Raw genomic sequence first — 23,434 nt, 5'->3', positions numbered from 1 at the left:
AAATATAGCAACTTTGCTATATCCAAACACCGCCACTTTTTAAACGTTTTGGACGCAAGTGTTTTGAATTGTATAGTAATAATAATGTTAAATAGAAAGTCCCATGATAATAAACCGCAGAGTTCCATTTAAATTTCTATTAAATGGAATTAAGGTACAATTGTTTACAGTTGCCCTTCTGGGGGTTACTTTTGGTCTATTACCATATTATGCGCCGGATATTTCCATTCACATAGCGACAACATTGGGTATTGCGATCTCGATTCTGTTATCGTATAAAATCAACCAGTTCTATAACCGGTGGTGGGAAGCCCATACCATCTGGGGAGCAATCGTAAATGACAGCCGTTCTCTGATCCTGCAGCTCCAGCTTTATGTGAAAACTGAAAACGTAGATGTGGCTAAAATTTCCCATTATCAGATTGGCTGGTGTAGAGCTTTAGAAAGAGCATTGAGGCGGCAGGATATTTGGCCTGTTCTAGAAGATTTGCTCAGCGGAGAGGAAATGAAAAAGCTCCGAGAACATTCAAATGTCCCCTTTGCGATCAGTCAATTACAGAATGGATGCTTGAAAAAACTTTATGATGAAAACCTGCTGAATGAATTTGCTCTGCTTCAGATTGAAAAAACATTAAATGATCTTGTAGCATCGATGGGAAGAGCAGAGCGGATTAAAAATACCGTTTTTTCACCGACATTTGGTCAGATATTGCATGCCGCCATCTATTTGTTTGCGGTTTTTCTAAGTCTGTCATCCTCGTTCCACTTAAACATTGTGCTGCAGGTTGTCATTCTTATTTCGGTTTCGATGATGTTTTTTTTCTTGGAAATGCTAGCGCATAGGCTTCAGGATCCTTTCAGCAACAGCCCTACGGATACGCTTATGACCGCACTTTCACGAACGATAGAGATCAATATCCGTCAACTATTCAATGAGAAGGAAATCCCAGATCCAATTGAGCCGCAGGGATTTTATCTTATGTAACCTTAAAGCATTGTTTTATGAAAATTTTTGGTAAAAATACAGAAGGCTCTAAAAAGAGAGACCTTTCAGATCAAAGTCCAAGCGAACAGAATTCCGAAGGTTTTGTACGTGTCAGGGGAGCCAAGGAACACAATCTCAAAGATGTTGATGTCGATATTCCCAGAAATAAGCTTGTCGTATTTACGGGGATATCGGGTTCGGGTAAATCTTCTCTTGCATTCGGTACGATCTATGCGGAAGCACAGCGAAGATATCTGGAGTCAGTGTCACCCTATGCAAGACGTTTATTTAATCAAATGAATGTTCCTGAGGTCAGTGCCATTCATGGACTGCCCCCGGCTGTTGCCCTGCAACAGAGCAGGGGAGGTACTACCGTCCGCTCTACAGTGGGAAGTGTAACGACTATTTCCAATTTATTGAGGATGTTATATTCCCGGGCAGGGGATTATCCGCCCAAACAGTCTATCATCTATGCAGAAGGATTTTCTCCCAATACGCCCGAAGGAGCATGTCCTGTATGCCATGGTATCGGACGCATTTACGATGTCACAGAAAAATCGATGGTACCGGATGATTCCCTGACAATACGTGAACGGGCAGTAGCTGCCTGGCCATCGGCTTGGCAAGGGCAAAATCTCCGGGAAATTTTGATGACTTTAGGATTTGATGTCGATAAGCCGTGGAAGGATCTGCCGAAAAAGGACCGGGACTGGATACTATTTACCGATGAAACACCTACAGTACCCGTGTATTCAGGGCTGTCTGCAGCGGAGGTAAACCGCGCAGTGAAAATGAAATTGCCGCCAAGCTATATGGGAACTTTTACCGGTGCCAAACGCTATGTTCTGCAAACATTTGCAAATACCAACAGTCCGATGATGAAGAGGCGGGTATCACAGTATATGCTGAATACGGAATGTTCGGAATGTCACGGAAAGAGATTAAAAAAAGAATCTTTGGCTGTAAAATTTGAGGGATTCGACATCGCTGATCTTTCCAATCAGTCGTTATCTCAGCTGATGGCCATTTTTACCCCATATGCGGAGGGTAGATTTTTATCTAATGATAAAGATAAACATCCAGAGAAAGCGATCGTTGCCCAAAATATTGCGGTAGATCTTGTTGCACGGCTAAAAATCATGATTGATCTCGGTCTGGGCTATCTTTCGCTGGAGCGGAGCACGCCAAGTATTTCTCCCGGCGAATTACAGCGGTTAAGGCTGGCGACACAGGTACATTCTAATCTGTTTGGCGTAATTTACGTTCTGGATGAACCGTCAGCGGGTCTTCATCCTGCAGATACAGAAGCCTTGTTGGCTGTTTTGATAAAATTGAAAGATGCGGGTAATTCAATGTTTATCGTAGAGCATGAGGTTGATATTATCCGACATTGTGACTGGGTTGTGGATGTTGGGCCACAGGCGGGAGCCAATGGCGGGGAAATATTATATAGCGGTCCTCTGGAAGGACTACAATCTGTAGAACGGTCAGTAACCCGTCATTATATTGATCCGGTTCCTGTTACCAAAGAGGTTGTCAGGACAGCTGAGCACTGGCTGCGAGCCAGTAATATCACCAGAAATAATATCCAAAACCTGGATGTGTCAATTCCCTTGGGCGTTCTCACCAGTATTACAGGTACTTCAGGGTCAGGTAAAAGCAGTCTGGTAAGTCAGGCGCTGGTAGACTTGATATCGGATTATTTGGGACAGGATATGGAGGAAAGCAGCGATGAACAGCCTGAACTATCACAGGAAACCAATATTCAGACTTCAGGTGTTATCACAAACGGCATGGAACACATCAAGCGGCTGGTAAGAGTTGACCAAAAGCCAATCGGCAGAACACCACGTTCAAATCTGGCAACCTATACGGGGCTGTTTGACAGGGTAAGGCAATTATTTGCTGAAACTGAGCTAGCTAAAAAAAGGAAATATGATGTGGGACGTTTTTCTTTTAATGTAGCCAAGGGACGATGTGCACACTGCAAAGGAGAAGGGTTTGTTATGGTAGAACTGTTATTCCTTCCCAGTGTTTATACACCATGTCCGACCTGTAAGGGAACCCGATATAATGACAAAACACTGGAAGTAAAGTATGACGATAAAAATATTGCCGAAGTTTTGGACATGACTGTGGATCAGGCCTGGGATTTTTTCAGCAGCGACAGGTCTTTAAGGCAAAGTCTTGAAGTCCTCAGACAGGTCGGTTTGGGTTATATACGTCTTGGACAGCCGGCCACAGAATTATCTGGGGGAGAAGCACAGCGTATCAAATTGGCATCGGAACTGCAGCGTACGCAAAAAGGGAAAACTTTATACGTTTTGGACGAACCGACGACAGGACTGCATCCGTCTGATGTGGAAAAGTTGATAGGTCAGCTGAATTTTTTGGTTGATGCCGGAAATACCGTGATTACGGTTGAACATGATATGCATGTTGTGGCCTCCAGTGACTGGGTGATAGATCTGGGACCCGGTGCGGGTAAAGATGGCGGAAAGATAATTGCTGAAGGAGCTCCCGCGGAAGTAGCTAAGAATAAGCAAAGCAAAACAGCTAAATATTTGGCTGCCTATGTTTAAAAAATGAAAATTAAAGGACGCGATGTCCGCTATTAACAAAATAAATATGTCGTATGAATACAGACTTAATTGGACTCATTGCAGGTGTCTTAACTTCATTTGCAATGATGCCCCAATTGATAAAGGTAATAAGATCCAGAAATGCGGATGACATTTCAATCTTAATACTTATTGTTTTACTTTCAGGTCTTTCCCTCTGGGTCTGGTATGGAATCATGAAAGAGGGTTGGCAGATCATCCTATCGAATTCCTTTGCCGTTCTGGTCAATTTATCCCTCCTGGCTTACTGTATTATTTCCAGAAAGGGATTTAACAGGTGCAGATCCGAAATGTATGGCATCCTGCTATCAAATCTGGCGGCTGCGAAAATTGGGATTAAGTAAATTTTATTTGGTCAATAGTAAATATATAAAGACTTAAGTATGAAATCTTATCGGATAAATCACGTAAATTTAAGCGACAGTTCTAAATTGGATTCCAGACTGGAGCACCGGAGGACTTTTAATCTTCCGAACTGTGAGTTCAACATATTTGAAACATTTCATAAAAGTGACAATGTAATACTTTCATATAGTGGTGGATTGGTAGTTTCAAGTATGATGAGAGGAGAAAAAGTGATGTCCGAGGAATTCAAATCGTCAGGCACCTTTTGAATGGAAACTTGATTTTTCGCATCAGCATTCGAAAATAGCATGGAGCTTGTAACAAGTCTCAATAAACTTGTTAACCTTAGTATGGAGGAAGGTTTTGCAAAAGAGGCAATTGCGGACCTCTCTCTTAAAGTACTTCTATTAAGGCTTCTTCAGACCCAGAACCGTTTGTCAGTGAACAGCAATCAACCAATGCATGACAATAGAATTCAACCGGCGATCAATTACGTGCATAAGCACCTTACGGAAAAAATAACTGTTGAAAAATTGGCAAGAGAATGCTGTTTGAGCCAATCATCTTTTTATCAATATTTTAAAAATATACTGGACATAACTCCTTTGGAATGTGTTCTGCGTACGCGCATAGACCATGCAAAAAAATAATGGCTGACAGTTCCGTTACTGTGACTGAAGCCTGTTACGCATCAGGTTTATTAATGTGAATCATTTCATTAAAATTTTTAAAAGGCTTGAGGGGCTTTCTCCGGGCCAATATAGACACTGATTAACGCAAAGTGCGCGTTAAATAGGTATGTAATTGGTTAAGCTGAGAAATTTAAAAAAGGTGGGACATTTATTCGATGTCCCACCTTTACTTTTTATTTTCGCTCTACGTGAGTTTACGAACGGTTTTTTATCATGCCATGTGGATCGATAATTAACTTTTTGCTTGAACCATCCGAAAAGTCTTTATAGGCTTGTGGTGCTTCGTCAAGGCTGATAACCTGCGGGTTCATGATCGTTTTCATGGAGATACGGCCCCTTAGAATGGCCTGCATAATTTGATAATTGTAACGTCCAATTGGAGCCATTCCCGTTTGAATATGAAATGACTTAAGCCAACCTTTTCCCCAGTCGACAGTCAGTTTACCGTGCTTAGCATTCTCATCACGTCCTCCTGGGTCAGAAGGAGTATAGATACCTGGAGTCCCTATACCTCCGCTTACGCGAACAACATCGAAAAGATCATTGATAACTGCGTTGGGATTTTCTATTTTGTAGTCTTCATCACCATGTCCATGTGCCTCATAACCTACGGCATCCACACCGGCATCCACTTCTGGTACTCCGAGAATCTGTTCGATCTGTTCTGCTACACTGGCATCAAGGGTAAGATCAACAGTTTCCATTCCCGCCTGTTTGACAAGTTCCAACCGCTCCTTGTTCATATCTCCTACAATAACGCAGGAAGCTCCAAGAAGCTTTGCTGATTCTGCGGCGCAGCGTCCCACAGGTCCAGCACCAGCAATAATAAACGGTTGATCCTGTTGTCACACCAGCAGCGTGACGTAAGCTTTTTTGGGTTGATTTTTTAGATATCTAAAAAATTGAGGAAGAGAAGATTTTTTCTGAACAATTAAGGGAGGATTTTGCTGAGTTTTTGCAAAATCCTCCCTTAAATATAATGGTATTATCTTAGGCTATTTGGCAGCTAAAATGTCCAATTTTTCAATAGACGGAGGTGTTGCCAATAGGTCTGGTGCATTTTCCATTAATGCTTTTGCGATCTTACCGCCAAGGTGTGCCTCTCTACCTTCTTCGTTTGAAAAAGTATCGTAAATACCGAAGGTAGAAGCATCAATACGGAATGCATACCACGTAACGGTACCGGCTTCTTCAAGAGCAAGCGGTAATGCTCCTGTAATAAAATCTTCAACGTTTTTTTCTTGGCCGGCCTTTGCTTCCAACCGAACTAACAATCCTAATTTTTTCATTTTTTTTATTTTTTAGTTAAACAATTCTTTCATCAGACCAAATTAGAAAAACCAGCGCTGCTTCGTTTATTGGTTTGGTTCAATAAGTTATGAAAAGAGGTCAATTTGAGTGGATGTGGTTGGGGCTATACCCAAATTCATTTTTAAAGGCTGCACTAAAATTTGACAAGCTGCCATAGCCAAAGTCCATAAAAATTTCGGAAGGTGTGACTTGATTATTATGTAACAATTCTTTGGCCTTGTTAAGCCGTTTTTGCCGAAACCATTTCCCTGGAGATTCCTGGTATATACTTATAAATTTTCTCTTAAAAGTAGAGGCACTCATATTGCACAGAAAGGCTATTTCGTCAATATTCAAGTTCGTATAAAGGTTCTTTTCAATTACCATTTTAAATGATAATTCTCTTTCATTGATTAGTAAATAATGTAAGTAATCTAAAAATACCGTCCCATATTTATCCGCCAGATAAAGCATTATTTCTTCAAATTTCAGTTCCAAAATCTTTTGAGAGATAGATTGTTGCAAACCAAAAATTTGTTGGAGCGAATGAATATAATGGATGATAAAATTGTCTTTCTCTAAAAGGAAATAAGGTATATCCGTTATCTTTTTATCTGAGGCATTCTGACTGAAAGAATGGGAATGTTTCAATAAAAAATCGGTGATGTTTTTGTGAGAAAAGAAGAAGAGTAAACAACGGTATGAACTTACACCTACCAGTTCGGTAACCAAAACATTATTAGATGTGATAAGTAGCGATTGTGTTTCATTGATTGAAATGATATCATTAGAAAAGTGAATGTTTTTTTGACCATCCAATAAGAAACTGAATACATTTTTATCCAGGCCAATCTTGTTTCTAGAACCGTTCTTATACACTTCGTAATTGAAAATTTGCAAATCCGAAGTATGAGTTTCGTTATGTTCCCATAGATCTTCGGGAAGGTTTGTAATGTCCATCGTCAAAATTAAATTGATTTTTTACGGAGTGTTCTTTGGTTGTGTCATTAAGAAATTCGTTCCAAAAGCGATTTTAGCCATTTGAGTTTTTCTTGCTGTAAGGAGGGTACTTGATAACGCCTTACTACCTGACGAATAGATAAGCTCAAAAAGCTGTTGCTTTCTTTCATCCATCTTTTTCGGGAATATTTCCAAAAGTTTTTCCGAAACCTTTTCTGCAAAGCTATCTAAGCTTGTAAGGTCTTCTTTAGAAATATCCCAAAGATCTGCGGGAAGCCGAATCTCATCTTTTCCAAAATCTGTCCCTTTGTATCCGAGCAGGTATTCGGCACCGAGCAAGGTAAGACATACCATAAAAAGCTTTGTTTGCGTTTTGAAAATATACCGGCTTGCTTTTTTATCCAGATTAAATAATTCGGCTACCAATGGTTCCTGATCTGTACAACTAAACATAATGTCCACTCTTCCATCGGGAAAAATAATGACTTCTTTATCTTCATCGGTATGATTGGCACATAGCAGGAAACTCTCCACAAAACCGGAGAGCCGTTCGTCTGGAACAATTTTTATGTACTCAAAATCTTGCATCGTTTTTATGTGCATTTGACCTGGGAAGAAATATTGGATATTCTTAATCAATCCGTCAGATGAATTATATATGCAAAACTAACAAAATAAAAAAACAGTCTAAAATACACCACCACACTCGGCAAATGCTGAGTGTGGTGGTGTAAGATTTTACCATTAATGAAGTCGTATGGGCTGTTACAACTTATAGATTTCTTTTAATGCTTCTTTCAATGCCAAAGGTTTTCTTCCCAAAAGGTTTTCCAAATCGTTTGTTACCTCTTCAAACTGGTGGTTTTTCTGATCTTCGGCAAAACCGGCGGTTAGTAAAATGGCAAATTCGGGAACGTTAAACTGCTTTAGTTTTTCGGTAAACTCTGTTGGGTCGGCATTGGTGTAAGAAACCGATTTGCCTGATAATTCCGAAAGAGCCTGAGCTACATCGGTGTACGAATACAGTTCGCTGCCTGTAATTTCATAGGTTTTATTTTCGTGTCCGTCCTGCAACAAAACATTGGCAACAGCTTCTCCCATTTCCCTGCGGAGGGCAAACGGTGCTTTACCATCACCGGCAGGTAGGTAAATTCCGGCTTCAAAAACGTGCTCTCCCACATACATCGGTATCACATCGGTGTACAACGCATTGCGGAGAAACGTATAGACAAGGCCGCTTTCCTTGATGGCATCTTCTGTTTCGAAATGGCTTGCCATCAACCATTTGATAGCGGATGTGCTCAGATCTTTCAGCGAAACACCAGTGTAAATAATATGTTGTACACCCGCTTTTTTGGCAACTTCTACTACGGCTTTTTGCTGTTCGCCCCTGTTTTGAGCTACCGTTGAAATCAGTAAAAGTTTGTCTATTTCTGCAAAGGCTTTTTCCAGCGATGCTGGATCGTCAAAATCGCCAATGCGTACCTGTACACCCTTATCTTTCAATGCCTTTGCTTTTTCCTCGCTTCTCGCCAATGCAACAAAGTTCTCTGTTGAGGTATGTTTTAACAACTGGTCTATTACCGCTGTTCCCAAATGCCCTGTGGCTCCTGTTACTAAAATCATTTTTTCTATTTGTTTACTTTTTCTAATGTGACAAAGTTACCTATATTTGCTATATATTTTATATGACTATACTATTGTATAGTGCTATATAGATGTATAGTTCATATAAATAAAAGTAGTTGTTGACAGGAATTTTACGAACAAAATAATTGGAATGATAGATAGCAGGTATTCAGATAGTATGAAGTGTGACAGGGGTTTAATCATGGCACTGACAGACACGCTGAATGTGGTGAGCGGCAAATGGAAACTGGCGGTGGTATGCACCTTGCTCAGTGGTAAAAAACGTTTTACGGATATACAAAGGGCAATTACGGATATTACGCCCCGAATGGTTTCCAAGGAGCTGAAAGAGCTTGAAGTCAACGGCGTGGTCAGGAGAAATGTGATTAACTCCACACCGGTTTTGATCGAGTATGAATTGACACCTTCAGGTGAGCAGCTTTATGAGGTCATCCAAAAAATGGTGGAATGGGGCTTGCAACATCGGGAGATTACGCTTAATGGGATGGAGGAAAGAAAGGATGATGAAGTCATTATATCCGGGTAAACTGTTTTTTAAAACCGGTTACTTTCTATTCTGGGGTTTCAAATTCAGCACCACGATCTCGCTCTTTGTGCCTACACGCATCGGCGGGCCGTACATACCGATGCCCTGCGACACAAAAACGTTCGTGTTTCCGTATCGGTGCAGTCCTTTGTTGTATTCAAAATCCATTTGGGCTACCCAGGTCATGGGGAACAATTGTCCGCCGTGGGGATGTCCTGCCAGATACAGATCCACACCATGCTCGTCGGCATATCGGATACCGCTGGGACCGTGATGCAATACGACGGTTGGTCTGGAAGCATCCGGTTTCAGCTTGATAAGCATTTCCTGAACAGTAGAAGTAGCCGATAAGGTATTCCGGTCTGCTTTTTCACGGTTGGCAGGCATAAAATTCAGTCCTATAATCTGTAGCTCACCAAACGTGGTCATTTCATCTTCCAATACACGTACGCCCACTTTCCGCACTGTTGGGTGTCTGTACAATATCTATTGATGATCCGAACGTGGTACGAATCTGATACGAAGCAGACTTATCTCCCTATTCCCGCCATTCACCGAGTTTTCCCGATCGTTAGTCTAAAGCCCATGGGCTAGAAGCCTATTATGTGGTAGTTTTGAGTCAACAAATAAGAACAACAGAACTAACACAATAAAAAAAGACATTATGAAAACTCTAGTAAAAACATTCGTAGCAGCAGCTTTAATCGCTGTATCAACTTTCACTATGGCAGCTGAAGGACCTGTAGCAAAAGCAACAAAAGCAAACGTTAACCTTTCCACCGCAGATTTCGCTTTAGCGCACTATGTTGCGGTCACTACGGATGGGGAATCAGCAGGTGTAGAGCAGTTATTTGCAGCTGATTTTAATCAAAAGATCCAAGTTACCAATGCACAAAGTAACAGCCGTAGCGAAGTGGTTAAATCCTTGAAAAAGCAAAAAGGGGAAAAGCTGAACTGCACAGTAAGCACAGACATCATTGAGGAATCGGCAGACTATACGGTGGCTAAAGTGACTTTGAAATTTGAGGATTTCACCAAGACAGATCTAGTTACTTTGGAGCGTGTGGGCAATGATTGGAAAGTATCCAAATCAATCAATTCTTATAAATAGAATTTTACAACTGGTGGTTTGCTGCAAATAAATGACAAACCACTAGTGAATCAAATGTTTAAATTTAGTTTAGAAGCTAGGTCGTGAGATCTGGCTTTTTTGTTTTGTCATGCAATGTGCGTTACTCGTTGATTGCCGATCATCAAACTTTAAATTCTGGCGCAATCATCACTTTTTCCTCTTTTACGTTATTGAGGAAATCGCTGTATTTTATAGGTAATTTTTTACGATGAAAATAAAAATAGAAGTCAAATGAACCGCCCACGATCCCATTTCCTGGTACGTATATAAATCTGTCAATACCTCTATCTACTTCCAGCTCATGGTCATGCGTATGCCAGTCTGTATAAGTCCAAAATTGATAACCCATTTTACCATTTTTAAACTTGACGATCTTAGATAAATATTCTCTTCGGTCTCTTAGATAATCGAAAGTAGGATAGTCGTAAGGGGTATTGCCGATAGTGTAAGCAGGAAATTCTTCATGCGGAAATCTCTTTTTAAAAATAGCTTCCATTTCAGTAATTTTAATAGGCTCTTGCTCAATATTTATTGTCCCAAATATATTCTGAAAAATGGAAGGCCTATTTCTGACGGCAAAAAATTGTATAAGACAATGTTTGGACGAATAGTATTTGTTGCCAATTTTCCGGATAATTTGATATTCGTCGAAATATTTAGTTTTTGCACCGTATGTTTTATCAAAATCAGCGTATGTATTGGCTCTTAATAGCCTTTTAAGGTATTGGTGGGGTATCGTATCATTTTTGATACTATCCAGATGAATTTCAGTCCAATCACGGTTCCCTTCCAAATCTGGAAGAACGGCAATAAGAATTAGATTAAGGTCTTTTTGCTGGTCCAATTTATTTCGATCTATAGCTATACCATCGATGAACGTCAGTGAAAATAGCTCAACGCTCTTCTTGATACCATACAAGTTATCTGTAGATAATTTGTAATTATCTAAGATACAGCCCTGTGGCTGATCAGGTAATAAGATATATTTGACGTTGGCTGATAAACTGAGCGAAACAATTAATAATGGCATCAAAAGCCATAATCTGAACCGTTTAATTATATGTTGTTTCATCTTTTCTTTCGCTATGGTTAATAACTCTATTTTTCTCCGCTTCGCTAAAATCATTTAATGAACCGACTTTGGTGAATAGCATTTTTAATGTGATGAGCGATCATTAAACTTTAAATTCTGGCGCAATCATCACTTTTTCCTCTTTCACATTATTCAGAAAGTCGCTATACTTTATGGGCAATTTCTTACGATGAAAATAAAAATAGAAGTCAAATGAACCGCCCACGATCCCTTTTCCAGGCACGTATACAAATCTGTCTATTCCTCTATCTACCTCCAACTCATGATCATGCGTATGCCAGTTGGTATAGGTCCAAAACTGGTAACCAATTTCGTTATTTTGGAACTTGATGGTTTTTGACAAATATTCTTTCCGATCTCTTAAATAATCAATAGCGCTACTGTAGGAATAAGGTGTGTCGCCGATCGTATATGGTGGAAAGTTAGTGCCGGGGTATCTCTTTTTAAAAATAGTTTCCATTTCTGTAATCTTGAGCGGTTCTTGCTCAATATTTATTGTCCCAAACACATGCTGAAAAATGGAAGGCCTATTTCTGACGGCAAAAAATTGAATTAAACAATGTTTAGACGCAAAGTATTTGTTGCCAATTTTCCGGATAATTTGATATTCGTCAAAATATTTAGTTTTTGGACCATAAGGGTCATCTAAACCTGAAAGAGTATTTATTCGGAATAATCTATTTAATACCGAAGTAGTAATAATGTCGTCTTTAATAGTATCGAGATTAATTTCTTTCCAATCTGTGCTCCCTAACAAATCGGGGAGGACAGCAATAAGTATTATATTGAGCTGCGTGTTGGCATTAATTTTATCTTTACTTATTGAGTCCGGTCCATTATGGAATGTGAGTGTAAATAACTCTACATTCTTTTCTATACCGTATAGTTTTTCTGTTGATAATTTGTACTGATCAATTGAATAGTTCTCCGGCTTATCCGGCATAACAAAATATTTTGGTCGGCTAAATAAACTAACATTGACAAATATAAATGACAATAAAAGTAATAATCTGAACAGTTTAATTACATGTTGTTCCATCTTTTCCTTCTCTATGTTAATAACAGTATTCTTCTCAGCTCCGCTAAAATCATTGACACCATCGGCCTTGGCGAATCGCGTTTTTTAATTGTTGTTAAAAGATAATAAAAATAATTTCACTTTCCTCGCCGTTCCATTCCCGCCATTCACCGAGTTTTCCCGATCGTTGGTCTAAAGCCGATAGGCTAGGAGCGTATTGTGTCGTAGTTTTGAGTCAACAAATAACAACAGATAAAAAACTAACACAATAAAATAAAGACATTATGAAAGCATTAGTAAAAACATTCGCAGCAGCAGCCCTAATCGCCGTATCAACTTTCGCTATGGCAGCTGAAGGACCAGGAGCAAAAGCAACAAAAGCAAACGTTAACCTTTCCACAGCAGACTTCGCTTTAGAACACTATGTAGCGGTAACTACAGCGGGAGAAACAGCAGGAGTAGAGCAGCTATTCGCTGAAGATTTCAATCAAAAGATCCAAGCTTCCAATGCACAAAGTAACAGCCGTAGCGAAGTGGTTAAATCCTTGAAAAAACAAAAAGGCGAAAAGCTAAACTGTACAGTAAGCACCGACATCTTAGAAGAATCAGCTGATTATATGGTAGCGAAAGTGACTCTAAAGTTTGAAAACTTCACCAAAACAGATTTAGTTACCTTGGAGCATGTGGGGAATGACTGGAAAGTATCCAAATCGATCAATTCGTATAAATAGTATTTAATAACTAGTTGTCTGCTCGGACAGATCGGTAGCAGACAACTAGTGAATCATATGTTTATTAAGGCCACGTCGGGAGATGTGGCTTTTTTATTTTGTCATGCAATGTGCGTTACTCGTTGATTGCCGATTAAGGTTTTAGTTCAAAAAAGTATGTTAGATGATTGGTATGAGATGAAGAATAAGCCGATAGTTTTAAAAGTGTTAGTCTGTTGATAGTGAGTGTTTTAGGTGTTTTTTTTGAGTAGGGGGAGTTCAAAGACGTTTCCAGTTGTTCGGAATTTCCGAACATCCACTCCGCACTGTTCAATTCTCGCTAAAACGAGACTCGTGATGTGAAATTTAAAATTAGTAATTCAAGACTGAATTCTCTACTTTTAAATGCTCCAGTTTTTTGGGGAGAGGTCAGTTTTTCCGAATCCAACTTACGGAATATGTGGTATTTTTACCAGACCTTTCCCGACTTGGACCGATTCTCTACGCAACGCGTAGAGAATCTCCAATCCGTTACGCACTGCGTAACGAATCTCAGCTGGACAATAATCCAGCGGATTTATTAAAGCCTCCTATATTACCTAGTTTCTGTATATGCCCGAAGATCTGACTGTAAATGACAGGAACTTCAAGTTAGGAAAAAGATTAGGGAAAGAAATAGTTGTAAGTGCTTGCTCGGAATTTCTGACATACCACTTAATTTGGCGCAATCGAAGGTAAATACTATACGATAGATTGTTTTGTTGTAACAAATATTTACTAAATTTGTTACAGATTAAATGGTTTTTAATGTCAGAAACATCTAGAAATAAGATAGAAACAAAGATTTTTAAGTCTTCTCGCGGCGAATTTTTTTTCGCAGATGATTTTAAGAATTATGGGACACCAGAGAATATCAGGTTGACACTTTTCCGCCTGGAGAATGATGGACTTATTGAAAGATTGGCTCATGGTATTTATATTAAACCTAAAAAGGACCCTTTATTGGGTACAATATATCCTAGTGTTGAAGAAATTGCAAAAGAAATTGCAAGGCGAGACAAAGCTCGTATTGCTCCGACAGGTGTATTAGCGTTGTATTTATTAGGGCTGACTACGCAGGTGCCGCTAAAAGCCGTTTATCTAACAGATGGTTCACAGCGGGATATTAAAATAGGTAAGCGTACAATCAAATTTAAACGTACTGTACCCAAAAGCTTTGCGATAAAAGATGATTTATTACAGTTGGTTGTTTCAGCTTTTAAAGAACAAGGTCAAGAGGGACTTTCTGAAGAATTCTTAAGCATGATCAAACATTCAGTCAAAAAGATAGAAAAACAAATTCTTGATTCTCAGTTGAAATATGCTCCAGTATGGATCCAGAAAGAAATAACTAAGCTTTACCAATCCTAAAATTATGTGGTTAAATCTTAAGACAGAACAAAAGAGGCTTGTATTGGATCAATTGAGCAATATAATGGGATTGCCAGCTTTTGTTATTGAAAAAGATTGGTGGGTGTGTATTGTTCTGAAGGCTGTTTTTGCAACAAGATATGCAGAGTCTATTATTTTTAAAGGCGGTACGTCTTTAAGCAAAGCGTATCAGTTGATAGACCGTTTTTCAGAAGATATCGATTTAATAATCGACCGACACCTACTGGGTTTCGACGAATTAGATTCAAAAACCCAGATTAAAAAACTGAGAAAGGCCTCCGGAGGTTTTATTATCAATGAGTTTAGAGAGGAATTGATTCTTCAATTGGAAAAATTGGGAGTTCCTAAGGATTTCTATGAAATTCGTTATAATACTTATGTTGACGATACTAGCGATCCTAATACGCTGGAAATTTATTACCAACCGATAGCGCCAGTCGGTCACGCATATATCAAGCAAAGAGTACTCTTGGAAATGGGGGCCAGATCGCTAACTGAACCGTTCGAGACACAACCGGTCCTATCTTTTATAGATGATAATTATAAAGATTCCGGGTTTGCTCAAGCAGCTTTTAATGTTAAAGTTGTAATCCCTACACGGACTTTTATAGAAAAGGTTCTCTTATTACATGAAGAGTTCTCTAAACCGATTGACAAAATCAGGACAGATAGGCTAACTAGGCATTTCTATGATATAGATAAGATTATGAATACTGATTTTGGAACAGAAGCCATTAAAGACGAAGAATTATTTAACACAATAGTCCTGCATCGAAAAACAGTCACATCACTTCGGGGGATTGACTATTCCAACCATCGAAAAGGGAGTTTAAGTATCCTTCCGCCTGAAGAGATAATAAAAGAGTGGGAGGCGGATTATAAAATCATGCGTGAAAATATGATAGTAGGAGAAAGTCTAACATGGGCGGATCTTCTTAAAAGCATCAAAGGAATTGAAGATAGCATGAACAATCACATGAAGAAATAAAGCGATTTAATTTGAAATATACCTTCTTTGAATAATAATAGAGTCAAAGTCCATAAGCATAGTAATTCTTGAAGATGGGCTATTTTTCATTGCAAGAACTATTTTAAGATAAATAAACAAATGGAAGCAGTCGAATTTGTTGAAAGTTTGAGAAATATTTATATCGATGCTAGTCTACTAAAAAAACAAGGCTTGTCAGACGAGTATATTGAGCATATAAAAAGAGCGTATATCGTTATGCCAAAAGAGCGAACAATTGTATCTCAATATTCAATTATTGAATTGGTAGAAAACTATGACTGTTCGCATTTAGAAATTGGAATGGTCACCTTTGAGGAAAAAACAGAAGAAATTAGCAATTTTATATACTTTGGAAAGGCTTATGGTCATGATTTAGCAATTGATACTACTACTGGGGCCATTGTTGTATTGGAATCTGGATATGACAATCTACTTTTTAAGTGCGCTCAAAATGATAAATCCTTTTTATCTTCCATCTTTAATGTCGCTCTTTATCTTGAAAGAAGGGCGGTTGAAGAAGATTTGTATGTGAATATAGAATTGAACATTCAAATGGCTGAAGAATTGGGGGACATTGCAGGAGGTAAACTATATTATGATTTTTACAAAATGATGTTAGGTGTATAAGACTAATTATAGTCCATTTAAAACACCTATTCATGGTGTTAGATCCTATCTGACAATAGCGAATTTTTCCACGGTACGATTGTTTTCAATTTAACCACTAATGCCCTTGATTAACCCTGATCAATAGTTTTCATAAAGTTGTTCCAATAAGAAAGGATATTTATTTTGCACAGCATCAATTGAAGCGATATTTCGAACGATAACTTTCACCTCCACATTCCCGCCATTCACCGAGTTTTCCCGATCGTTAGTCTAAAGCTGGTAGGCTAGAGGCCTATTGTGTCGTAGTTTTGAGTCAACAAATAAGAACAACAGAACTAACACAATAAAATAAAGACATTATGAACCATCATGAGTGTATTCAAAAAGCACTCATGATAGCTTTATAATCAAATAAAAAACAAATAATTTCGATAAAAAACGCTAGTAAAAACATTCGCAGCAGCAGCTTTAATCGCCGTATCAACATTCGCTATGGCAGCTGATGGACCTGGAGCAAAAGCAACAAAAGCAAACGTTAACCTTTCCACAGCAGACTTGGCACTTGATCACTATGTTGCGGTCACTACGGAGGGCGAATCAGCAGGAGTAGAGCAGTTGTTCGCAGCTGATTTCAATCAAAAGATCCAAGCTACCAATGCGCAGTCTAATAGCCGTAGTTCTGTAGTCAAACTATTGAAAAAGCAAAAAGGCGAAAAGCTGAACTGTACAGTAAGCACTGATATCATCGAGGAATCGGCAGACTATATGGTTGCTAAAGTGACTTTGAAATTTGAAAACTTCACCAAAACAGACTTAGTTACCTTGGAGCGTGTGGGCAATGACTGGAAAGTATCCAAATCGATCAATTCTTATAAATAGGAGCCATCCCTTACAAATATATATGTTGTGAAGCCATGTCGTGAGATGTGGCTTTTTTACGTCAAAAGGGCCTGATTCTCATCAGACCCTTTCTCTTAGCGTTTATTTGTACAGTAATTTTTATGTTTCCTATCGTTTCCTCTTTTTTGTTTCGTCATCCAATGTTTTTAAAGACTATTGGATTTTCACTGTACGACGCTAATTTTTATGTTGAACCTTTCTTTCAAAAGGTAGCTTGTAGCCGTTGTATTGTAAGAACAATAGTCATTTCTAAATAGTTTTATTGGAGTAAATTCAAAGTTTAAAAAAAATGAATAAATTAGATTTGAAAAGTTTTGATGCTCAAGACTTGAGTGTTAATGATGTGTCGACAATCGAGGGTGTATATAATTTTTCAGGCTTTCAATCTTGTGCTTTATCCTTCTGTAGTGGTTCGAGCATTTAATAAAGACTTTAATATCATTAAAAATATACAATTCAAAGCATCAGACAGTACATTGATTTTCATAAGATTGATTCCATGATCTTTTGAATTGGCAACTTTTTCCTATAAATATTTCATCTTATTACTTAAATCTAAACATTTATGTCCCAGTTTTAAGCTGTTGGATTTTTTTGGACACTTACAGTAGAAGTTATAACGAACGCTTAAATATATTTCTTTTTCTTGGTCTTCGATATTTCTTCTATATGATAAAGTTGTGTTGCAAAAAACACCCATAAAAAAGGAAACAGAAACATTAGTATAATACTCAAAAAAGATATTCTCTCTTTTGATTTAGCTATTTGAACGACCGCTACTATGTAACTGATAAACCACAATAAAGCAAGTGTTATTAAGAAATATTTCATTTTTTAAAGTTTTATTAATAAAAATAATCAAAAATTTAATTATATGCAAGTATAGGCAGCATTGGAAAGCAGGTAATTGGAGAAAAGAGTTAACGGTTTTTGTCATGAACGCTATATCACTTTTTTTATATAAGTTGTAATGTTTTTGTCTTTTTGGAGACTAACAAGTAAAGCAATAACAAATAAGACATCCTCGTAGGATATGAGTATCGAAAAAGACTTTATTACTTTAGCGACTTCTAATCAGGCTATCATACACCGCATCTGCTGTATGTACCTAGACAATAAAGCCGATAGGGAAGATTTATTTCAAGAAATCGTATTACAGGCATGGAAATCATTCAAAAGCTTCAGGGGGGATGCCAAGTTTCAGACATGGCTATATCGAGTCGGATTGAATACGGCGATCACATATATCAAACGAGGCAATAGGTATACGCTGTTAATTCTCACTAAAATACCCCCATATATTCTCACTAAAATGCCCCCACCTTAAGTTTTTAATTAAGGTTTAACTTGTCGGAGTATTAAAGTCCGACATTATGTATAAAGTGGCAATGTATAATACGATAAAAACACTGCTGTCCCACGGGAAATCCATACGGGAGATAGCCTCAGAACTTGGGATGTGCCGCAAGACCGTTTCCCGGATACAGAAAGCCCTTGAGCGTGGCTTAGAGGAACCTTTGCCCCAGGTAAGACCAAAGCTGCTGGATGATCATCTCGATGACATTCAGGTATATAAGGAAATGGGGCTGAGCGCGATACTTATCCGCCAGCGCCTGCATGAGCAGCACGGTTTAGATGTATCTTACCCCAGTGTTGCCAGAAGTATCGAGCGATTAAAGAAGCAGGAGGTTTTTGTGCCGCTGCACAGCGATCCGGGAGAAGAAGCACAGGTAGATTTCGGATATATGGGTACTTTCCGCAGGAATGGCCGCCCTGTTAAAGTATGGGTGTTTTCCATGGTTCTCTCCCATAGCCGCTACAGCTTTTATAAACTGGTGACCAGCCAGCGGGTGGACGAATTTCTGGACTGCCATATCAAAGCTTTCGAGTATTTTGGGGGTGTTCCGCGTACTGTCAAACTTGACAACCTGAAATCTGGGGTGATCACTCCGGATCTTTACGAACCGGAGCTCCAGCGCAGGTATGCTGAATTTCTTTCCTACTACAGCTGTGCAGGAATTGCGTGCAGGCCACGCCGTCCACAGGATAAGGGCAAAGTTGAATCATCTATCAAATATGTAAAAAACAATTTTTTAAAGGGCTTCGATGGCAATAGCTATGAAGATCTGCTGTGCGGTCTTAAGGTCTGGAACGAAGAGACATGCAATAAGCGCGTACACGGAACCACGCGCCGTATCCCGCTTGCCGTATTTGAGCAGTATGAAAAGCATGCACTGCTTGCATTGCCCCCGGTGCGATATGAGATCCTGGAGGTCGGATCCAGAAAAGTCACCCGGCTGGCACACGTGAGCTACCGCCATAATTACTATTCGGTGCCCGCTGCCTATGCGGGCAGGACCGTCAGGCTCGAAAGCAACGGTACCTGCCTAAAAATATTTGACGGCAGCACACGCATAGCACTCCATCAGGTAAGCGCACAGATGGGCATGTACGTTTCTCTGGAGGAACACCGTCCGGATTATAAAAAGAATATCAGCAGAGAAGAATATAAGCGGCTGATGGGAAGTATCGGACCTTCTGGAGTTGCTACCTTTGAGTGGAGACAGATTTGAAAAATAGATTTAAATTTGTTAACAGATGAAAAGAGTATTTGACGATTCCTTTAAGAAAATGGCAGTAGAGCTTTCTTACAGCAAAGGGTCGGTATTAGAAGCAGCAAAAGAACTGGACATGGATGCCAGTAGATTAAGTAAATGGCGCATGGATCCCAGATATAATGGTGGTACCGTATTGCCTAAAAACGACAAATTGAGTCCTGAAGAGCAAGAAATCAGGGAACTAAAGAGGAGATTACGGGATGCAGAATTAGAGAACGCTATCTTAAAAAAGGCGGTGGCCATCTTTTCCAAGGGAGACTGAGAAAATACGAGTTCATAGGTGGACATATAAACACCTTTCCAGTTGAAAAGATGTGCAATACAATTAAAGTTAGCAGCAGCGGATTTTATAAGTGGCTTATCAGGCCACAAAGTAACAGAGAAAAAAAGACAGCAGAATTATCTGCTCTGATACAACAGGAATATGAGAACAGCCGTCAGATATACGGAAGCCCCCGCATTACCCATGAACTGAAGAAAAAGAACAAGCTGGTATCCAGATCATATGTAGCTCGCTTAATGAAGAAATTGAATTTAAGAAGTAAAAAATACGAAGGAAATATAAGGTGACCACCGATTCCAGCCATAGTTATGCTATAGCTGAAAATCTCCTCGGTAGAGATTTTTCAGCGGGTGCATTATCCCAAAAATGGGTTGGTGATATTACCTATATAAAGACTGCTTCCGGGTGGACTTACCTTACTACGGTTATTGATCTGGCCGATCGGAAAGTTGTCGGATGGTCATTTAGTAATGACATGACTGCGGGGAATACCACTGTTAAGGCACTGGCAATGGCTATAAAAAACAGAGGGATAAAACCGGGACTGATATTTCATTCCGACAGGGGGATTCAATATGCATGTGATGAGTTTAAGCTTATGCTAAATAAAAACGGTATAAAACAGAGCATGAGCCGTAAAGGTAACTGCTGGGATAACGCTGTAGCTGAAAGCTTTTTCAAAACACTGAAAACAGAATGCATATACCAGCATAAATTTCCTAATAGGGAGCTTGCAAAGCTAGAGGTCTTCAGGTACATTGAAGGATTTTACCACGCCAAAAGGATACATTCTGCAATTGGATATAGAACGCCAAATGAAATGGAAATGTTCTACCGATCAAAACAGAAATTAGCAGCATAAAAAGTCTCCACTTTTAAGTTGCAATTCCACAACAGAACTAACACAATAAAATAAAGACATTATGAAAACTTTAGTAAAAACATTCACAGCAGCAGCTTTAATCGCAGTATCAACTTTCGCTATGGCAGCTGAAGGACCTGGAGCAAAAGCAACAAAAACTAACATTAACCTTTCTACAGCAGATTTCGCTTTAGAGCACTATGTTGCGGTAACTACGGAGGGAGAATCAGCAGGAGTAGAGCAGTTATTCGCAGAAGATTTCAACCAAAAGCTCCAAGCTGCCAGTGCGCAGTCTAACAGCCGTAGCGAAGTGGTTAAATCCTTGAAAAAACAAAAAGGCGAAAAGTTAAACTGCACAGTGAGCACCGATATTATCGAGGAATCGGCAGACTATATGGTGGCTAAAGTAACGTTGAAATTTGAAAACTTCACCAAAACAGATTTAGTTACCTTGGAGCGTGTGGCCAATGATTGGAACGTATCCAAATCGATCAATTCTTATAAATAAGAGCCATCTCAAATAAATATATATGTTGTAGAGCCACATCGAGAGATGTGGCTTTTTCCTTTCATTCCTAAACAACATTTCGGATATTTGGACAAAGGCCAGTTTTTAGTTAAAGGATTTTATCATGTCGGATATTCAGCAGTTAATAGGACAGATCAGAGCATTCAGAGATGCGAGAGATTGGGAACAGTTTCACAATTCTAAGGATCTCGCAGTTGCGTTGAGCATTGTAGCGTCTGAGCTTCTGGAGCTTTTTCTGTGGAAAGGAAATGAAGATGCCAATCCTGACAAGTTGAAATATGAGCTTGCCGATGTACTAATGTATGCGCTATTACTTGCCGATAAGCACGGACTTGATGTTAAGGAGATCGTGGAGGACAAGATGAAACTCAACAATGAAAAATATCCTGTAGAAAAAGCCAAGGGAACTGCTAAAAAGTATAATGAACTGTAATTAATAACGCATGTCAGAATTGGATATTAAAGAAGTTCATATTGTTCCCGTCGGTAGCACAGAAGAGGTTAAGGATACAGATAGCAAACTAGATTTTTATAACAGCGCACTTGTTTATCTGCTCAACGATAAAAGGTCAATCTATATCGGTGAATCTATCGATATCAAGAACCGCTTTTCGAGCCATAATAGACACGACAGCAAGAAAGATCTATTAATCCGACATGCGATCTATTCGCATTTGTTCAACAAATCCGTTACCCTGCATCTAGAAGCATTCCTGATCAACCTTTTCTCAGCAGAAAAAGGTCTGAAACTGATCAACCTTGGCAATAACGGACACTACTATCACCAGAAGAAAGAATATGAGGTATTGTTTCCACAGATCTGGAAACAACTTGAAGAACTTAAAATAGCGCGTACGTCTACCAGTCTGCTATCATCGACAGCCTTCAATCACGTTTTTCTTCAATCTTGTTAAAAAATCTGAAACTTAAGTTCCGAAGAGAAAATACCAGGCTTGATATTATATGTAACTTCCGTGACAAAATTTCCAGCTCCATCCCTAAACTATTTACAACAACCTCTCCGCGATCTCCGCCTCGCCAACCACTACACCGCCTTTCAGGTACATCATCCGCTCACCACTTTTATAATCCGTGATTATGTCAAAGTGACCATTACAGGTTCTCATGCGTGAAAGCAATGCTTTCCTACCTGCCCTAAAGCCTTTATGTTTAGTTACGTCAAATACATATTTAGAGCAGCTATGCCTAAATATACACTTACGTCTTCTTTCTGGTGGGATGATCAACCAATACAACCGGATCGCGGTCAATAGGAGAGACTTCATGGCCTTGAAAATACCACCATCTGTCTTGCCGTCGTATATCCAGGTTTATTATTAAAGCAACCATTTTCGGCATGTACATAAGTTGTGACGCTTTCTAGTCTTACATAGTTCCATCCTCCTGATGCACCCTGATTAATCAGGTTTTCTAATTGTTCTGCTACTTGATCCGATGTGCCTGTCCTTGGGTCTATCGATGCTACAAAAGGTACTACTTTGTATTCCATAATATCAGTATTTGATTGGGTTAATGATTTAATTAAAGCTATGTAATAAAATATTGAAAATCAATGTGTTTTGAGTTTTATTGCAATCCATTTTACAATATTGTCAATTTTAAGAATAAAAAATTACAGATTATTACGGCTTCCCGTAAAAGTTATGCCTGTGCACCAGGTGGCTAGCTACTGTATTAAAGAACATGTCAAGATAAGGAATGCTTTTGCATTTTATCTGACCTCTGGAGACTGGCTTTTACGAACCAAGATCAGTATTTTTAATACACTGAGTTTTGCCAATGAGCAGTTTTACGATCCTATCAAAGGCACTTTGCAGTTTGATGTGTCCGATCTGGTGCTGATTAAGCCCAGCGGGCGAAATCAGGTCCGCTTGCAAAGGCTGAAAAACAAATTGAATAAGCAAGAGATCGATGGCACCAAAAGATCGATTTTGGCCATTGGCGATGCTCCGGTTGTCTTAGGTGACTGGCAACAATCGGTGTATTTTTTGTAGAGCGGAGGATCTCGGCGAGTCAATTCAGATAACATGATATCAATATGAGTTTTTTACATCCATTTCTCTAAAATCAGGAATAACGGTATTATGCTTGTTTTTCGAAAAGGCTTACTTGTTTATATATTTCTTTATTATCGGCGAAAAACGCCGATA

Annotated in this window: 31 protein-coding genes; 21 read left to right on the top strand and 10 right to left on the bottom strand. The window is 39.1% G+C overall.

Annotated elements, in window-relative coordinates; translation table 11 throughout:
• Positions 1–103 precede the first annotated feature (103 nt).
• From B4Z47_RS23040 to B4Z47_RS24780, 5 genes are all read left to right on the top strand, one after another.
• Entirely contained in the window at positions 104–985 is an 882-nt protein-coding gene (locus tag B4Z47_RS23040; RefSeq protein ID WP_070561057.1) for a bestrophin family protein, read from the top strand.
• A gap of 17 nt (positions 986–1,002) precedes the next feature.
• On the top strand, positions 1,003–3,567 hold the full coding sequence (gene uvrA, locus B4Z47_RS23035) for an excinuclease ABC subunit UvrA (protein WP_070561056.1): 2,565 nt from the start codon (positions 1,003–1,005) through the stop codon (positions 3,565–3,567).
• A 53-nt stretch (positions 3,568–3,620) separates the two neighbouring features.
• The gene (locus B4Z47_RS23030; protein ID WP_070561055.1) at positions 3,621–3,950 is read left to right on the top strand and encodes a SemiSWEET transporter; all 330 of its coding nucleotides are present in this window, start codon (positions 3,621–3,623) and stop codon (positions 3,948–3,950) included.
• 309 nt (positions 3,951–4,259) lie between these two features.
• A complete protein-coding gene (locus B4Z47_RS23025) occupies positions 4,260–4,601 on the top strand; it encodes an AraC family transcriptional regulator (protein WP_070561053.1) in 342 nt (113 codons plus the stop codon).
• A gap of 31 nt (positions 4,602–4,632) precedes the next feature.
• Positions 4,633–4,722, top strand: a complete 90-nt coding sequence (locus B4Z47_RS24780; RefSeq protein ID WP_368072483.1) for an AraC family transcriptional regulator — start codon at positions 4,633–4,635, stop codon at positions 4,720–4,722.
• A 115-nt stretch (positions 4,723–4,837) separates the two neighbouring features.
• On the opposite strand, the gene B4Z47_RS23020 is transcribed toward B4Z47_RS24780, so the two are convergent.
• The 5 genes from B4Z47_RS23020 to B4Z47_RS23000 all read right to left on the bottom strand — a co-directional run bounded on the left by B4Z47_RS23020 (position 4,838) and on the right by B4Z47_RS23000 (position 8,519).
• A complete protein-coding gene (locus B4Z47_RS23020; protein ID WP_333802797.1) occupies positions 4,838–5,449 on the bottom strand; it encodes a hypothetical protein in 612 nt (203 codons plus the stop codon).
• 189 nt (positions 5,450–5,638) lie between these two features.
• On the bottom strand, positions 5,639–5,932 hold the full coding sequence (locus B4Z47_RS23015; protein ID WP_047096321.1) for a putative quinol monooxygenase: 294 nt from the start codon (positions 5,930–5,932) through the stop codon (positions 5,639–5,641).
• Between the two features lie 100 nt (positions 5,933–6,032).
• Positions 6,033–6,893, bottom strand: coding sequence for a helix-turn-helix domain-containing protein (locus tag B4Z47_RS23010; protein ID WP_070561051.1), 861 nt, complete (start codon positions 6,891–6,893; stop codon positions 6,033–6,035).
• A gap of 21 nt (positions 6,894–6,914) precedes the next feature.
• Positions 6,915–7,481 carry a hypothetical protein gene (locus B4Z47_RS23005; RefSeq protein ID WP_070561050.1) on the bottom strand — a complete coding sequence of 189 codons (567 nt, stop codon included), beginning with the start codon at positions 7,479–7,481 and terminating at the stop codon, positions 6,915–6,917.
• 177 nt (positions 7,482–7,658) lie between these two features.
• Positions 7,659–8,519 carry an SDR family oxidoreductase gene (locus B4Z47_RS23000; protein WP_070561049.1) on the bottom strand — a complete coding sequence of 287 codons (861 nt, stop codon included), beginning with the start codon at positions 8,517–8,519 and terminating at the stop codon, positions 7,659–7,661.
• 205 nt (positions 8,520–8,724) lie between these two features.
• Between B4Z47_RS23000 and B4Z47_RS22995 the strand changes: the two genes are divergently transcribed.
• Positions 8,725–9,069, top strand: a complete 345-nt coding sequence (locus B4Z47_RS22995; RefSeq protein ID WP_217493502.1) for a winged helix-turn-helix transcriptional regulator — start codon at positions 8,725–8,727, stop codon at positions 9,067–9,069.
• 18 nt (positions 9,070–9,087) lie between these two features.
• On the opposite strand, the gene B4Z47_RS22990 is transcribed toward B4Z47_RS22995, so the two are convergent.
• Positions 9,088–9,534, bottom strand: coding sequence for a hypothetical protein (locus tag B4Z47_RS22990; protein WP_286727980.1), 447 nt, complete (start codon positions 9,532–9,534; stop codon positions 9,088–9,090).
• 199 nt (positions 9,535–9,733) lie between these two features.
• On the opposite strand from B4Z47_RS22990, the gene B4Z47_RS22985 reads away from it, so the two are divergent.
• Positions 9,734–10,180, top strand: coding sequence for a nuclear transport factor 2 family protein (locus B4Z47_RS22985; protein WP_139144870.1), 447 nt, complete (start codon positions 9,734–9,736; stop codon positions 10,178–10,180).
• A gap of 142 nt (positions 10,181–10,322) precedes the next feature.
• Here B4Z47_RS22985 and B4Z47_RS22980 read toward each other — a convergent pair whose 3' ends face one another.
• A complete protein-coding gene (locus tag B4Z47_RS22980) occupies positions 10,323–11,273 on the bottom strand; it encodes a hypothetical protein (protein WP_286710165.1) in 951 nt (316 codons plus the stop codon).
• Between the two features lie 103 nt (positions 11,274–11,376).
• Positions 11,377–12,237 carry a hypothetical protein gene (locus tag B4Z47_RS22975; protein WP_286710166.1) on the bottom strand — a complete coding sequence of 287 codons (861 nt, stop codon included), beginning with the start codon at positions 12,235–12,237 and terminating at the stop codon, positions 11,377–11,379.
• A gap of 359 nt (positions 12,238–12,596) precedes the next feature.
• Between B4Z47_RS22975 and B4Z47_RS22970 the strand changes: the two genes are divergently transcribed.
• The 13 genes from B4Z47_RS22970 to B4Z47_RS22915 all read left to right on the top strand — a co-directional run bounded on the left by B4Z47_RS22970 (position 12,597) and on the right by B4Z47_RS22915 (position 22,177).
• Positions 12,597–13,043 (top strand): hypothetical protein, encoded by a 447-nt coding sequence (locus tag B4Z47_RS22970; protein ID WP_286727978.1) that lies wholly within the window; start codon positions 12,597–12,599, stop codon positions 13,041–13,043.
• 786 nt (positions 13,044–13,829) lie between these two features.
• Positions 13,830–14,432: a DUF6088 family protein gene (locus tag B4Z47_RS22965; protein WP_070562054.1), complete on the top strand. Its 603-nt coding sequence runs from the start codon at positions 13,830–13,832 to the stop codon at positions 14,430–14,432.
• Positions 14,433–14,436: 4 nt separating this feature from the next.
• Positions 14,437–15,441: a nucleotidyl transferase AbiEii/AbiGii toxin family protein gene (locus B4Z47_RS22960; protein ID WP_070562056.1), complete on the top strand. Its 1,005-nt coding sequence runs from the start codon at positions 14,437–14,439 to the stop codon at positions 15,439–15,441.
• A 120-nt stretch (positions 15,442–15,561) separates the two neighbouring features.
• Entirely contained in the window at positions 15,562–16,089 is a 528-nt protein-coding gene (locus B4Z47_RS22955) for a hypothetical protein (protein ID WP_070562058.1), read from the top strand.
• 474 nt (positions 16,090–16,563) lie between these two features.
• On the top strand, positions 16,564–16,950 hold the full coding sequence (locus tag B4Z47_RS22950; RefSeq protein WP_286710099.1) for a nuclear transport factor 2 family protein: 387 nt from the start codon (positions 16,564–16,566) through the stop codon (positions 16,948–16,950).
• 1,054 nt (positions 16,951–18,004) lie between these two features.
• Positions 18,005–18,298, top strand: coding sequence for an RNA polymerase sigma factor (locus B4Z47_RS22945; protein WP_286710098.1), 294 nt, complete (start codon positions 18,005–18,007; stop codon positions 18,296–18,298).
• 46 nt (positions 18,299–18,344) lie between these two features.
• A complete protein-coding gene (istA, locus tag B4Z47_RS22940) occupies positions 18,345–19,544 on the top strand; it encodes an IS21 family transposase (RefSeq protein WP_286710097.1) in 1,200 nt (399 codons plus the stop codon).
• Positions 19,545–19,569: 25 nt separating this feature from the next.
• Complete coding sequence (locus B4Z47_RS22935; RefSeq protein WP_070565777.1) at positions 19,570–19,851, top strand: transposase; 282 nt, start codon at positions 19,570–19,572, stop codon at positions 19,849–19,851.
• A gap of 50 nt (positions 19,852–19,901) precedes the next feature.
• Positions 19,902–20,159: an IS3 family transposase gene (locus tag B4Z47_RS24775; RefSeq protein WP_083295921.1), complete on the top strand. Its 258-nt coding sequence runs from the start codon at positions 19,902–19,904 to the stop codon at positions 20,157–20,159.
• Positions 20,138–20,734, top strand: a complete 597-nt coding sequence (locus tag B4Z47_RS22930; RefSeq protein ID WP_083295920.1) for an IS3 family transposase — start codon at positions 20,138–20,140, stop codon at positions 20,732–20,734. The genes B4Z47_RS24775 and B4Z47_RS22930 overlap by 22 nt, the downstream gene beginning before the upstream one ends.
• 61 nt (positions 20,735–20,795) lie before the next feature.
• A complete protein-coding gene (locus tag B4Z47_RS22925) occupies positions 20,796–21,242 on the top strand; it encodes a nuclear transport factor 2 family protein (RefSeq protein WP_286710096.1) in 447 nt (148 codons plus the stop codon).
• A gap of 124 nt (positions 21,243–21,366) precedes the next feature.
• Positions 21,367–21,696, top strand: coding sequence for a nucleotide pyrophosphohydrolase (locus B4Z47_RS22920; protein WP_286727977.1), 330 nt, complete (start codon positions 21,367–21,369; stop codon positions 21,694–21,696).
• Between the two features lie 10 nt (positions 21,697–21,706).
• The gene (locus B4Z47_RS22915) at positions 21,707–22,177 is read left to right on the top strand and encodes a GIY-YIG nuclease family protein (protein WP_286710094.1); all 471 of its coding nucleotides are present in this window, start codon (positions 21,707–21,709) and stop codon (positions 22,175–22,177) included.
• Between the two features lie 93 nt (positions 22,178–22,270).
• Here B4Z47_RS22915 and yidD read toward each other — a convergent pair whose 3' ends face one another.
• Both yidD and B4Z47_RS22905 read right to left on the bottom strand, forming a co-directional pair.
• On the bottom strand, positions 22,271–22,549 hold the full coding sequence (gene yidD / locus B4Z47_RS22910) for a membrane protein insertion efficiency factor YidD (protein WP_070570512.1): 279 nt from the start codon (positions 22,547–22,549) through the stop codon (positions 22,271–22,273).
• Complete coding sequence (locus B4Z47_RS22905) at positions 22,546–22,773, bottom strand: hypothetical protein (RefSeq protein ID WP_070570510.1); 228 nt, start codon at positions 22,771–22,773, stop codon at positions 22,546–22,548. The genes yidD and B4Z47_RS22905 overlap by 4 nt, the downstream gene beginning before the upstream one ends.
• Positions 22,774–22,927: 154 nt before the next feature.
• On the opposite strand from B4Z47_RS22905, the gene B4Z47_RS22900 reads away from it, so the two are divergent.
• Positions 22,928–23,278, top strand: coding sequence for a hypothetical protein (locus tag B4Z47_RS22900; RefSeq protein WP_070570508.1), 351 nt, complete (start codon positions 22,928–22,930; stop codon positions 23,276–23,278).
• The last annotated feature ends 156 nt before the right edge of the window (positions 23,279–23,434 follow it).

The sequence above is a fragment of the Sphingobacterium sp. UBA2610 genome (genome assembly GCF_002339225.1).
Classification (GTDB): domain Bacteria; phylum Bacteroidota; class Bacteroidia; order Sphingobacteriales; family Sphingobacteriaceae; genus Sphingobacterium; species Sphingobacterium multivorum.
This window is presented reverse-complemented; position numbering and strand designations above follow the sequence as displayed.